Here is a 14282-nt window from a genome sequence, read left to right as displayed (position 1 = left end):
ACTCATAATGTGTAGTTAATAACTTTTCATATTTATGACTTCAATATTTAAGTTTCGAACTTACATTTTAATTAAATTCGTTCATTCAATTTATTTTAATTAAAAGAAAGTTTCTTCCCTCTGGGAAGACGGAAGATGGGATGAAACAATATCACGACTTAGTAAAACACGTTTTAGCAGAAGGGAACGAAAAAGGAGATAGAACAGGCACAGGAACAAAAAGTGTTTTTGGTTACCAAATGCGTTTCGATTTAAGCGAAGGTTTCCCAATGGTAACCACTAAAAAATTGCACCTTAAATCTATTATATACGAACTACTTTGGTTTTTAAAAGGCGATACCAACACAAAATATTTAACCGAAAACGGAGTCCGTATTTGGAATGAATGGGCAGATGAAAACGGAGACCTTGGTCCTGTTTATGGTCACCAATGGCGTAATTGGGCTAGTGAAGAAATAGACCAAATAAAAGAAGTGATTGCTACACTAAAAAATAATCCTAATAGCAGAAGAATGTTAGTTTCTGCTTGGAATCCTTCAGTATTACCAGATACTTCTAAATCATTTTCTGAAAATGTAGCCAATGGAAAAGCCGCCTTACCTCCATGCCATGCTTTCTTTCAGTTTTATGTAGCAGATGGCAAATTATCTTGTCAGTTATATCAACGTAGTGCAGATATCTTTTTAGGTGTACCATTTAACATTGCATCTTATGCTTTATTTACAATGATGATGGCTCAGGTTTGCGGTTTTGAAGCTGGAGATTTCATCCACACGTTTGGTGATGCCCACATATACAACAACCACATGGAGCAATTAGAATTACAACTCTCTAGAGAGCCTAGACCACTTCCAAAAATGATTTTAAACCCTGAAATTAAAGATATTTTCGATTTTAAATTTGAAGATTTTACTTTAGTAGATTATAATCCACACCCACATATTAAAGGGGTAGTTGCCGTATAGATTTATTCAATTTATTATAAAACAAAAGCGTCTCGAATATTCGAGACGCTTTTTTTAATGTCTTAATTTTATAAGATAATCTTATAAATTGATTATCCCATTCTCTGCACCCGCAAAGTCATTCCAAGCATAAGAATCTGCTTGCTCATCGTTGATGTAAGATGTACCATCAACTAAGTATCTAAACTCATAAGAGTTGTCTTTTTCTAAATCAACAGTTCCTTTGAAAGTACCGTTTTTTAATTTCTTTAATTTAGTAGCTTTTTTAGCATTCCACTCGTTAAAGTTTCCAACAACCGCTACACTTTTCGCCTCCTCTGCAGGTACAGAAAATGTTACCTTACAAACGGGTTTACTTTTTAAATACTGCTTTTTAATTGCCATAAGAATAAATTTAATTACCAAGCAAAAGTATAAAAGAAAACTGCATAAAAATTCGATTAAAAGCTTAAAAATTAAAGAATTATCATTTTCATAATATTGAGATTGCTTTTTGTTAACTACATAAAATTCATCAACTAATTTTAAAGTATTAATAACATTATTAACGGCTCCTTACTGACTGATTTTCAACTAAATCGTTTTCGAAATTATATAATATTAAAACTCTCAAAATTACAACACCCATAAAATGAAAAAAAAAGTATCTTTATACTATTAAACAAGGATCATGTTCGGCAAGAAAAAACAAGTTACAACAATAGATAAAGATCAACTTGAGCTTATAGAGAATGCTCAAAAACGTATTAGACAAAAAAAGCGTTTATATATTCATTTTGTTATCTTTTTAATAGGTGCTGTATTCTTAATTTTGGCCAATACGGTTTTAGGTATTGCCAAAGATTTTACAATTGCTGGTATAGATTGGTTTGTATATGCAATTCTTGCTTGGTTATTTTTATTTGCATACCATTTTTTCAATGTTTTTGTTACTAATAAATTTATGGGTAAAGACTGGGAAAAACAACAATTGGATAAATTAGTAAACCAACAACAGCATAGAATAGAAAAACTAAAGCAAAACTTCTTAAAAGAAGAAACCAAAATAGCGCAAACCGAAGCTTACAATGAGACTTTAAAGCAAGGGGAGGTATCAGAAAAAAAAAAGTCCAATGAACTAACAATAATAGTTGCTGCTGGTGAAAATAATGCTATCGGCAAAGACAATGATTTAATTTGGCATTTAAGTAACGATCTTAAACGCTTTAAATCCTTAACTAATGGTCACCATATAATAATGGGACGCAAGACTTTTGAGAGTTTCCCTAAACCGTTACCAAATAGAACACATATCGTTATTACAAGGCAGTCAGATTATAAAGCTCCAGATGGTGTTATTATAGTTAATAATCTCGAAGATGCACTTGATGCAGCAAGAAATGATAAGCAGCCCTTTATTATTGGTGGAGGTGAAATCTATAAACAAGCTATGCCTATTGTAGATAAATTAGAAATTACGCGAGTACATGCCTCCTTTAAAAATGCTGATACCTTCTTCCCTGAAATTGATGATAGTAAATGGCAGGAAGTCAGCAGAACAACTCACGATGCTGATGAGAAACATGCTTATGCTTTTTCTTTCATAACGTATTTAAGAAAATAAAAAAATCTTAAATCATTTTTTATATTTTAATTTTATCTCAAGGCAACCCTCTACCCTTTTTTAGCGTCTTTATAAATAAATGGCTATTTTGTAAAAGAGTAAATCAATTTTAAATTGTAACTCTTTTAAAAATAAGTCGTCATATTACTAACTAATCAATCAAAAATCACTTATATGAGTACGCTAAAAATTCACAATTTATCTAAAACTTATGCAAATGGTGTTAAAGCCTTAGACAATGTAAACCTAGAATTAGAAAATGGTATGTTCGGCCTTTTGGGTCCAAATGGAGCCGGAAAATCGTCATTAATGCGCACGCTTGCAACGTTGCAAGAAGCCGATTCTGGAACTGCAACTTTAGATAACATCGATATATTAAATCAACCAGCAGAATTAAGAAAAGTACTAGGTTATCTACCTCAAGAATTTGGCGTTTATCCTAGAATTACAGCAGAACAATTATTGACGCACTTAGCAATACTTAAGGGAATTACCAATGCTAAAGAACGAAAACTTCTCGTTGATTATTTATTAAATAAAGTTAATCTCTACGATAAAAGAAATAAATCTGTAAAAGGCTTTTCTGGCGGAATGAAACAACGTGTTGGCATAGCACAAGCATTGATTGGTAATCCAAAATTAATCATCGTTGATGAGCCAACCGCAGGACTCGATCCTGGTGAACGTAATCGTTTTTATAATTTATTAGCAGACGTAGGTAAAGATGTCATTGTTATTCTTTCTACACATATTGTAGAAGATGTGCACGAATTGTGCACCAAAATGGCCATAATGAATTTTGGCGAAATTGTTTATCAAGGGTCTCCTAAAGATGCAACCGAAGCGCTTAATGGTAAAGTATATCAAAGAATTGTTAGCAGAGATGAACTAGAGAAATATGCTAGCGAGTATAAAATTATTTCAAATAAAATGGTAGGTGGACAACCACTTATACATGTATTTAGTGAAGAGCATCCACAAAACGGATTTGAACAAGTATCCCCTAATTTAGAGGATGTCTTCTTTTCTAAAATCAACACGTCTAACGTACTTGTATAATTAACCCTAACCATTTAAATCATGTTTAAAACATTCTTTATATCAGAATTAAAATATACGCTTAAGCAACCTATGGTGTATATTTTTATATTCATATTGGCATTGATGGAATTCTTTGCTACAGTGAGCGACAACGTGCAAGTTGGTGGAGCTATTGGTAATGTATACCGTAACTCACCATATACTTTAACACTGCATGTTACAATCTTTTGTATTTTCAGTTTATTGATGGCTGCAGCATTTTTTAATAATGCAGCTTTAAGAGATCATAACAATGAATTTAACGAAATCTTATTTACAACTCCACTAAGCAAACCTGGCTACTTTTTTGGTCGCTTTTTTGGAGCTTTGTTAGTTTCTACCTTACCTCTTTTGGGTGTATTTATAGGTATGCTTTTAGGAACCTATATGAATTCCATTTTCGGATGGATGGACACCTCTCGGTTTGGAGATTTTTATTTAGAGACATTTATTAATAATTACCTATTATTTATTCTTCCAAATATGTTTTTAGCTGGAGCTGTTATTTACGCTATGGCAAACAAATGGAAGAGTACTGTTATTTCTTTTGTTGGTGGTTTGGTGATTATAGTTGCTTATATAGTTTCAGGCTCATTAATGTCTGATGTTGATAACGAAACCATTGCTGCATTATCAGACATTTTCGGAATTAACACTTACGCTATTGAAACTAAATATTTTACACCTGCTGAGAAAAACACCGTTAGTCCAGGATTTTCTGGTGTACTTTTTTGGAATCGATTAATATGGACAGGTGTAGGAATTATAATTTTAATGCTTTCTTACTTTAGTTTCTCTTTCAAAAAGAAAAATAAAAAAATAAAGAAAGAGAAGGTTAAAACTTCAAACAAAAGTACTGTATTTACACTTCCAGAATTAAACCCTTCTTTTTCAAAAGCTACAAATTGGGTTCAGTTTAAAAGTTTCTTTTACACTAACTTTTTGAGTATTATAAAGAGTGTCACTTTTAAAATATTATTCCTTTTTTGCATTATTATATTAGTGGCAGATTTAAGTGGTGGTTTTGAATATTTTGGTCTCAAATCCTATCCGCTAACGTATAAACTTATAGATTCCATAAAGGATAACACAGACATCTTTATCATCATTATTGTGGTGTTCTTTAGTGGAGAGCTAATTTGGCGCGATAGAGATTATAAAATTAATGAAGTAATTGATGCTACAGCACACACTTCCTTTATTTCTATGTCGGCAAAAGCACTGTCTCTAGTGTGTATTGCTTCTATTTTAAATATATTCTTTTTAGGTATTGGTGTTATTTATCAATTACTACATGGTTTTACGCGTATAGAAATCGACGTTTATCTGCTAGATTTTTTCTACGATAATCTACCACTATTTATAGCCTTTGGAGGTGTAACAATTCTTGTTCAAGTTCTGTCGAGTAATAAATACATTGGATATTTTATTTCTATTCTTATACTCCTTGTTTGGGAAATTGTACTAAGCATTTTAGATTTAAATTCTAACATGTTAGATATTGGTGGTGCACCTTCGGTATTCTACTCAGACATGAATGGTTTTGGACCAGGAGTAAAAGGAGCATTATGGTTTAATTTATATTGGAGTTTACTTGCAATTTTAGGATTACTTGTTGCTGGTGCATTGTGGAATCGTGGCTCTAAAAGTTCGTTAATAAACCGCATTAAAACAGCTAAAAAAGAAGTCCCTAAAAGTTATAGAGGAATTATCGCTATCGTTGGAGTTATATGGCTTGCAGTTGCTGGTTTTGTCTATTACAATACACAAGTATTAAACCCTTATCGATCTAATGATACGACCGAGCAATTGATGGCCGATTTTGAAAAGAAATACAGCAAATATAGAGATGCTGTGCATCCTAAAGTCACCGATGCTAAATACTATATAGATATTTTTCCAAATAAGAGAGATATTTATGTTAAGGCAGACATTGAATTAACCAACGAATCTAATCAAGCAATTGATTCACTACACTTTTTTAATGGTGAAGGTTGGGATACAAAGCTTAATATTCCAAACGCCAAACCTGTTTTTAAAGACACAACCTATTTGTATACCATTTATAAATTGAGTCCTGCTTTAAAACCTGGTGAGACCATTACTATGAAACTAGATAATAAATATATTACTAAAGGTTTTCAAAATGGTTCGGGTAATACCATGATTGTAAAAAATGGAACCTTTTTTAATAATGGCGAAATATTGCCAACCATGGGATATAATGAGGCTTATGAACTGAGTGATAAAAATACACGTAAAAAGTATGGTCTAGAACCTAAAGAACGTACCCCAAAACTAACAGGTGAACTCAGTGAACTGCACAACCGTAATTATATAAACAATGGTCAGTCCGATTATATTAATGTGGAAAGTATTGTGTCCACAATAAAAGGACAAACCGCAATTGCACCTGGTTCTTTGATTAAAAAATGGGAAGAGAATGGTCGAAATTACTATCATTATAAGACTGATACTCCTTCATTAAATTTTTACTCTTTTATGTCTGCCGATTACGAAATTAAAAAACGAAGATGGAATGGTATTGATATTGAAGTTTATTATGATGAAAAGCATCCAGAAAATGTAGATATGATGTTAGACGCTGTTGAACGTTCTTTAGCTTACTATACAGAAAATTTTGGTCCTTATTTTCATAAACAATGTAGAATTATAGAGTTTCCAAGATATGCATCATTTGCACAAGCATTTCCAGGAAGTATGCCTTATTCTGAATCTATTGGATTTGTTATAAATCTTGAAGATGAAACTGGAAATAACGTTGTTGATGCTGTTATTGCACACGAAATGGGTCACCAATGGTGGGCGCATCAAGTTATTGGTGTAAACATGCAAGGTAGTACTATGATGAGTGAAAGTTTCTCTGAATATTCCTCTTTAATGACTATTAAAAACATTACTGAAAACCCAATGAAAATGAGAGAGTTTTTAAAGTACGATCATGATCGTTATCTAAGAGGTCGAAGTGGTGAACGCGAAAAGGAATTACCATTATACAAGGTAGAAAACCAAGGCTATATTCATTACGGTAAAGGGAGTTTAATTTTATATGCCCTTCAAGATTATATTGGCGAAGACAAGGTTAACTTAGCGATGAAAAATTTCTTAGAAGAATATCGCTACAAAAAACCACCTTACCCAACATCATTAGATTTTTTAAGGCATTTAGAACCTCAAGTTCCGGATTCATTAAAGTATTTAGTAAATGATTGGTTTAAGGAAATAACACTTTATGATAACCGTTTAAAAGAAGCTAATTACAAAAAATTAGATAATGGAAAATATGAAGTCACTTTAGAAATTGAAAGTGCAAAAATTAAATCTGATAGTTTAGGTAACGAAACCAGAACTACCATTAATGACTGGATAGATGTTGGATTCTTCATGGACAATGCAGAAGAAAATTTATATCAACAAAAACGCATAAAGTTTAATAAAGAAGAAACAATATATACTGTTGAGTTAGATTCTCTACCTGTAAAAGCAGCTATAGATCCTAGACATATATTAATAGATCGCGTTTATAAGGATAACATTAAAAGTATTAGCTTAAAAGAATAAGACTGATTAATTTTTTTTAAAGTGCTCTAGTTAAAGATATAGCTAGAGCATTTTTGTTCTATTAATTATTAATTTCGCAATATGATAAAAGCCTTACAATTACGAATTAATCTTCATCAAGAAGGACAACCAAACGGCCTGCTTAATAAAGCTGCTTACGATTTGGGCATGCAACCTTCAGACATTTCCGGAATTAAAATTCTAAGAAAATCAATAGATGCTCGTAAGCGTAACATAATGTTTAATTACAAAGTTGAAGTTTATATCAACGAACCGGTTCCTGAAACTTCAGACTATCATTTTGATTATAAAGATGTATCAAATGCAAAACCTATACATATCATAGGTTTTGGACCAGCAGGCATGTATGCTGCTTTACGTTGTATTGAGCTTGGTTATAAACCTGTTGTTTTAGAACGCGGAAAAAACGTTCAAAACCGTCGTCGCGATTTAAAAGCTATTAATCAAGACCATTTTGTAAACGAAGATTCTAACTATTGTTTTGGTGAAGGTGGTGCTGGAACCTATAGTGATGGTAAACTCTATACAAGAAGCTTAAAACGTGGTGATGTTCGCCGCATATTCGAAAACTTAGTTTTTCATGGAGCTACTGACCAAATTTTAGTAGATGCACATCCACACATTGGCACCAATAAGTTGCCAAAAGTAGTTCAGAACATTAGAGAAACTATTTTAAAATATGGTGGAGAAGTACATTTTGAAACGAGAGTTACAGACTTTACAATTAAGAGTAATAAAATAGTTGCTATTCAACTTCAAAATGGTAATGAACTCAACGTTGAAAAAGTAATTTTAGCAACAGGTCATTCGGCTAGAGATATTTTCTATTTATTGAATGACAAAAACATTGCTTTAAAAGCAAAATCATTTGCCATGGGAGTTCGTGTTGAACATCCTCAAGAAATTATTGATGGTATTCAATATCATTGTTCCGGAGAACCGCGAAACGAGTTATTGCCACCTGCCGCTTATAGTTTGGTAGAACAAGTTAATAACAGAGGAGTTTATTCATTTTGCATGTGTCCTGGTGGATTTATTGTACCTGCTGCCACAGCTAATGGAGAAGTCGTTGTCAATGGTATGTCACCTTCTAAACGAAATAATAAATTTGCTAATTCTGGCATTGTCACTGAAATTAATGTAGATAAGGATTTATATAAATACGAACAATTTGGTGCTTTAAAAGCTTTAGAATATCAGAAGAATTTAGAACGTTTGGCTTTTACATCTGGAGGAAGAACTCAGTCTGCGCCAGCACAACGACTCACGGATTTTGTAGAGGGGAAATTATCTTTGAGTTTAAACGAAACTTCTTATCAGCCAGGTTTAAAATCTGCACCATTACATTCATTATTACCAAAAATAATTGGTGGTTCTTTACGCAAAGGCTTTAAAGCTTTTGGTGATAAAATGAATGGTTATTATACGGAAGAGGCCAATATTATTGGCGTAGAGTCTCGTACCTCATCTCCTGTAAATATTCCACGAACTGATACTTTAGAACATCCCGAAATCACCAATTTATATCCTTGTGGTGAAGGTGGTGGATATGCTGGTGGTATTGTTTCTGCGGCTATGGATGGTGAGCGTTGTGCAGAAGCTGCAACTTCATCCATATAAGTTTAATATTATTCCTATTTTTGCAACTTAAATTGAAACACAAATGAACGCATATATATTTCCAGGTCAAGGAGCACAATTCTCAGGAATGGGATTAGATCTTTATGAAAATTCACCTTTAGCACAAGAGCTATTTGAAAAAGCTAATGATATTCTAGGGTTTTCTATTACAGATATAATGTTTGAAGGTTCTGCTGAAGACTTAAAAGAAACTAAAGTTACACAACCTGCTATTTTTTTACACTCAGTAATATTAGCTAAAACTTTAGGAGATAGCTTTAAACCAGATATGGTGGCTGGTCATTCTCTTGGAGAATTTTCTGCTTTAGTTGCTGCTGGTGCTTTAACCTTTGAAGATGGTTTAAAACTAGTATCTCAACGTGCCCAAGCCATGCAAAAAGCATGCGAAATACAACCTAGCACAATGGCTGCCGTTTTAGGATTAGATGACGACGTCGTTGAAAAAATATGTGCTACAACTGATGGTGTTGTAGTTGCGGCAAACTATAATTGTCCTGGTCAATTAGTAATTTCTGGAGAAGTTGAAGCTATAAATAAAGCTTGCGAAGCTATGAAAGAAGAAGGTGCAAGACGTGCTTTAGTATTACCAGTTGGTGGTGCTTTCCACTCGCCAATGATGGAGCCAGCAAGAGAAGAATTAGCTGCAGCTATTGAAAACACAACATTTAGTAAACCAACTTGTCCTATATACCAAAATGTAACAGCTTCGGCTATTACTGATGAAAACGAAATAAAAGCCAATTTAATTTCGCAATTAACAGCTCCAGTACGATGGACTCAATCTGTACAGCAAATGATTGCAGATGGTGCTACTCATTTTACAGAAGTTGGTCCTGGAAAAGTACTACAAGGCTTAGTAAAGAAAATACATAGAGAAGCAGAAACGGCTTCAGCAACTTTAGAAACTAACGCCTAAATAATTCTGCTTTGAATAGAAATCTTTTTATTGTACTTCTTATAGTTTTCAATATTGCTATTGATCAAATTTCTAAAATTATTGTAAGATCTACATTAACATTTAAAAAGTCCGTTGATGTAATTGGAGAATATTTTCAGTTAATTTGGGTTGAAAATGAAGGAGCTTTTTTAGGTATGGGAAGCGATATGAACCCGACTTTAAAACTAATTTTTCTTCTTATACTACCAACTTTAGTTTTAGGCTATGTGATTTATTACATCTTTAAAACAAAAGAATTAGACCGATTAAGTTTAATAGCATTCTGCTGCATTATTGGTGGAGGTATTGCCAATGTATTTGATAGAATAGTTTTTAAGCAAGTAACAGACTTCTTCTTTATAGATTTAGGCGGTGTTTTTAAAACAGGTATTTTTAATGTAGCTGATCTTTCAGTAACTACAGGAATGCTAATATTATTATTTAGTGGTGTCTTTGCTAAAAAGAAGAGTAAAGAAGTTTCTCAGGAAGCTTAACGAGCCAATTGGCAGTCTTCACAGTCTTTAATTTCTCCATAGTAAGTTTCACGATACTTGTGAATTGTCTTATAAGGAATACTCAAGAATTGCTTTTTAATGTAAGTGACGTTAGTTAATAAAACGCCCATTTTTTTTGTGAATCGACCTTCAAGTTTGGTCTCTCTTTTAATGCTTATCAGTTTCATGTTATTCAATTATCATTAGCTACAAAACAACAAAGACTTATACGCAATCCCAAGGAATAAGTGTTAAAACCTAGTTAAGCATTTTTAACATTATCATATTGAAAATCAGACACTAGAATAGTTAACAGATTCTTAGCGAATTGTACCTAAGGTTATTAGTCTGACAATTGAAATATTAACAGAAATGAATTATTTTTTATAAATAACACCATTCTTCATCACAAAAGTGACGTTTTCCATAGTAGAAATATTTTTAGTAGGATCATCATCAACTGCTATAATATCTGCAATAAAACCTTCTTTAATTTGCCCTAATTGGTTGTCCATTTTTAAAATCATGGCATTGGTAACCGTTGCACTTTGTATAGCTTCCATTGCTGGCATACCAGCCTCAACCATATAGCCAAATTCTTTACCATTATCTCCATGATAAAAAACAGCAGCATCGGTTCCAAAAGCAATACCTACACCTGCTTTATATGCTCTACCAAACATATCCTGAATTTTTGGTCCAATATCTAAAGCTTTAGGCACAATTACAGCTGGATAATAATTAGGAATTTTAGCTTTATCTGTCACAAATTTTCCTGCGCTAATTGTTGGTACTAAATACACATCGTGTTTTTTCATAAGCTCCATAGTTTCAGAACTCATTAATGTACCATGTTCAATAGTTTTTACACCACCTAAAATAGCACGTTGCATACCTTCGTCACCATGTGCATGCGCTGCAACATGAAAACCATAATCTTTAGCTGTTTCGCAAATGGCTTTAATTTCTTCTACTGTAAATTGCGGATTCTGACCACTTTTAGCAACACTCAATACTCCACCAGTAGCTGTAATCTTAATTAAATCTGCCCCATTTTTATAACGTTGTCTAACAGCTTTTTTAGCATCTTCAACTCCATTAACTACACCCTCTTTTGGGCCAGGATTTCCCATTATACTTTTTTTCGATCCATTTGTCGGATCTGCATGACCACCTGTAGTAGCCAAAGCTTTTTCAGCAGTAAAAATTCTCGGTCCTTTTACCTTATTGGCATTAATAGCATTTCTTAATGATACATTAACACCAGAACCACCTAAATCTCTAACAGTAGTAAAACCACTCATTAAAGTAATCTCGGCATATTTTATAGAATTAAAGGCAACATCAGCATCATTAAGCGTGTATTCCTCTAAATACGATTTTGGATTCGTTTCACTTTCAATATGCACATGCATATCTATTAAACCAGGCATAACCGTTTTAGACTTTAAATCTATTATTTGGTCCTTCGAATTTTTGGATTTAGTATATCCATTTTCAACAGATACTATTTTACCATCAGAAACCACTATAGTTTTTTCTGTCAATACTTTCCCAGATTTAGTATCTATTAATTTTCCACAGTGCAAATACGTACTTTGTGCTGTAAGTGTAACGGTAAAGAGTAATACTAAAATTCTGAGTAAAGATTTCATAGTTAATTCTTTTATTTATTTCTAACTTTTTGTTCCCATTTCCAAGCTGAATCCATAGCGTCATCTATAGTTAACTCTGTTTTCCAGCCTAAAACTTCCGAAGCTTTTGATGTATTTGCATAAGCAGCTGTAATATCACCTTCTCGTCGGTCTACTATTTTGTAATTAAGAGATTTTCCAGAAGTACGCTCAAACGATTGTATCACTTCTAAAACTGTACTTCCTTTGCCAGTACCTAAATTGAAAAATTCAAAATTCGAACTATTTTTTTCTTCTAACAATCTTTGTAAAGCAACTACGTGAGCTTTAGCCAAGTCGACTACATGTATATAATCCCTAACACAGGTACCATCTGATGTTTTATAATCACCCCCAAAAACCGAAAGCTGTTCTCGAAGGCCTATAGCCGTTTGTGTAATAAATGGCACTAAGTTTTGAGGCACACCAATTGGAAGTTCGCCTATTTCAACCGAAGGATGAGCACCAATCGGATTAAAATAACGCAAGGCAATTGCCTTCATGCCCTCTACAGCCTTACATGTATCTCTAATAATTTCTTCGCCTATTTGCTTTGTATTTCCATAAGGTGACTCAGCTGGTTTTACAGGAGCATTCTCCGTTATTGGCAGTTCGTCTGCTTGACCATAAACCGTACATGATGAACTAAAGATAAAATTCTTCTGATCTAAGCCAGACAATTCTTGAAGCATATAAACTAGAGTTGTAATATTATTTTCATAATATTTTAATGGCTCTTTTACACTTTCTCCAACAGCTTTACTGGCTGCAAAATGAATAACTCCGACAATATCGTTATGACGCTTAAAAAAATCTTGAAGGTCGGACTTTACTCTTATGTCTAGTTTTTCAAAAATAGGTTTACGGCTTGTTATTGCAGTTATACCATCTAATACTTCTAATGAAGAGTTAGATAAATCATCTATAATTACAACTTCATAACCTTCATTTTGCAACTCTACAACTGTATGTGAACCAATAAACCCTAAACCACCAGTTACTAATATTTTCATATAATTAATTTGCGTTTATAAAATTTAATACTGTACTAGTAATAAAATCAATTTGCTCATTGTCTAATTCTGTGTGCATTGGTAGAGAAATTACAGACTTTACCAATTGATTAGTTACTGTAAAATCAGCTTCGTTATAGCGATCGTCAGTATAGGCTTTCTGTTTATGCAAAGGTATTGGATAATACACACCACAAGGAATTTGTTTTTCTTGCAAATGTGCCACTAGAGCATCTCTATCAACATTCTTTAAATTTAAGGTATATTGATGGAACACATGGCAATCACATGTGTCGCAAATACCATTGCATACATCTAGTCCACTTGGCACCGTAATATTGGGATGGTCCTTAAATGCTTCATTATATTTTTTTGCAGCACTTCTTCTTGCCTTATTATAATCGTCTAGATGTGGTAATTTAGCATCTAAAACTGCAGCTTGTATAGAATCTAATCGCGAATTAACACCAACAACATCATGGTGATATCGTTTATACATACCATGATTAACAATTCCTCTTATGGTATGCGCTAAATCGTCGTTATTGGTAAAAATGGCTCCACCATCTCCATAACAACCTAAATTTTTAGAAGGAAAAAAAGATGTTGAAGCTACATCACCAATTACACCAGCTTTTGTTTTTCTACCATCTTTATGTGTATAATTAGCACCAATTGCTTGTGCATTGTCTTCGATAACATATAAATTATGTGCCTTTGCCAAAGCCATTATCTCATCCATTTCTGCTGGTAAACCAAATAAATGGACAGGCACTATGGCCTTAGTTTTTGGTGTAATTGCTTTTTTAATAGCATTAACATCTATATTAAAAGTCACAGGATCTACATCTACTAAAACTGGAGTTAGTTGCAATAAAGCAATGACCTCCACGGTTGCAGCGAAGGTGAAATCTGCAGTTATAACTTCATCGCCTGGCTTTAAACCCAAACCCATCATTGCAATTTGCAATGCGTCTGTTCCGTTAGCACAGGGAATTACATGCTTTACGTCTAAATAATCTTCAAGATTTTTTTGAAATCGATGTACCTTTGGACCATTAATAAAAGCCGCACTATTCATCACTTCCTCAATTGAAGGATCTACAATAGCTTTAATTTTCGCATATTGACCTTGAAGGTCTACCATTTGGATTTTTTTCATTCTTGAAGACTACTATTTAGTGTATAAATAAAAAAGCAAAATGCTCTAAGCGAAAATACAAAATTGTAATCGCTATGACAATAATTGAAAGAAATGTATTTTAGCACAAAT

The 14282-nt window shown here is 33.0% G+C and carries 12 protein-coding genes; 7 read left to right on the top strand and 5 right to left on the bottom strand.

Annotated features, from left to right (window positions below; genetic code table 11):
• Positions 1 to 140 precede the first annotated feature (140 nt).
• Positions 141 to 965, top strand: coding sequence for a thymidylate synthase (locus H8K90_RS13580; protein WP_186846539.1), 825 nt, complete (start codon positions 141 to 143; stop codon positions 963 to 965).
• 81 nt (positions 966 to 1046) lie between these two features.
• On the opposite strand, the gene H8K90_RS13575 is transcribed toward H8K90_RS13580, so the two are convergent.
• A complete protein-coding gene (locus H8K90_RS13575) occupies positions 1047 to 1349 on the bottom strand; it encodes an isoamylase early set domain-containing protein (protein WP_186846538.1) in 303 nt (100 codons plus the stop codon).
• Between the two features lie 286 nt (positions 1350 to 1635).
• Here H8K90_RS13575 and H8K90_RS13570 point away from each other — a divergent pair, with 286 nt between their 5' ends.
• The 6 genes from H8K90_RS13570 (at position 1636) to lspA (ending at position 10323) form a co-directional block, all read left to right on the top strand.
• Complete coding sequence (locus H8K90_RS13570; protein WP_186846537.1) at positions 1636 to 2568, top strand: dihydrofolate reductase; 933 nt, start codon at positions 1636 to 1638, stop codon at positions 2566 to 2568.
• A 174-nt stretch (positions 2569 to 2742) separates the two neighbouring features.
• A complete protein-coding gene (locus tag H8K90_RS13565; RefSeq protein ID WP_186846536.1) occupies positions 2743 to 3627 on the top strand; it encodes an ABC transporter ATP-binding protein in 885 nt (294 codons plus the stop codon).
• Positions 3628 to 3648: 21 nt separating this feature from the next.
• Positions 3649 to 7230, top strand: coding sequence for a M1 family aminopeptidase (locus H8K90_RS13560; protein ID WP_186846535.1), 3582 nt, complete (start codon positions 3649 to 3651; stop codon positions 7228 to 7230).
• 81 nt (positions 7231 to 7311) lie between these two features.
• Positions 7312 to 8871: an NAD(P)/FAD-dependent oxidoreductase gene (locus H8K90_RS13555; RefSeq protein ID WP_186846534.1), complete on the top strand. Its 1560-nt coding sequence runs from the start codon at positions 7312 to 7314 to the stop codon at positions 8869 to 8871.
• 43 nt (positions 8872 to 8914) lie between these two features.
• A complete protein-coding gene (gene fabD / locus H8K90_RS13550) occupies positions 8915 to 9808 on the top strand; it encodes an ACP S-malonyltransferase (RefSeq protein ID WP_186846533.1) in 894 nt (297 codons plus the stop codon).
• A gap of 11 nt (positions 9809 to 9819) precedes the next feature.
• Positions 9820 to 10323, top strand: a complete 504-nt coding sequence (lspA, locus tag H8K90_RS13545) for a signal peptidase II (protein WP_186846532.1) — start codon at positions 9820 to 9822, stop codon at positions 10321 to 10323.
• Here the strand turns inward: lspA and H8K90_RS13540 are convergent.
• The 4 genes from H8K90_RS13540 to H8K90_RS13525 form a co-directional block, all read right to left on the bottom strand.
• Positions 10320 to 10511 carry a hypothetical protein gene (locus H8K90_RS13540; protein WP_186846531.1) on the bottom strand — a complete coding sequence of 64 codons (192 nt, stop codon included), beginning with the start codon at positions 10509 to 10511 and terminating at the stop codon, positions 10320 to 10322. The two genes, lspA and H8K90_RS13540, sit on opposite strands and share 4 nt — an antisense overlap.
• 189 nt (positions 10512 to 10700) lie before the next feature.
• A complete protein-coding gene (locus tag H8K90_RS13535) occupies positions 10701 to 11978 on the bottom strand; it encodes a metal-dependent hydrolase family protein (protein WP_186846530.1) in 1278 nt (425 codons plus the stop codon).
• 11 nt (positions 11979 to 11989) lie between these two features.
• A complete protein-coding gene (gene galE / locus H8K90_RS13530) occupies positions 11990 to 13009 on the bottom strand; it encodes a UDP-glucose 4-epimerase GalE (protein WP_186846529.1) in 1020 nt (339 codons plus the stop codon).
• Positions 13010 to 13013: 4 nt separating this feature from the next.
• Entirely contained in the window at positions 13014 to 14171 is a 1158-nt protein-coding gene (locus tag H8K90_RS13525) for a DegT/DnrJ/EryC1/StrS family aminotransferase (RefSeq protein WP_186846528.1), read from the bottom strand.
• Positions 14172 to 14282 lie beyond the last annotated feature (111 nt).

This window comes from Winogradskyella echinorum, assembly GCF_014297365.1.
In the GTDB taxonomy this organism is placed as follows: domain Bacteria; phylum Bacteroidota; class Bacteroidia; order Flavobacteriales; family Flavobacteriaceae; genus Winogradskyella; species Winogradskyella echinorum.
This window is presented reverse-complemented; position numbering and strand designations above follow the sequence as displayed.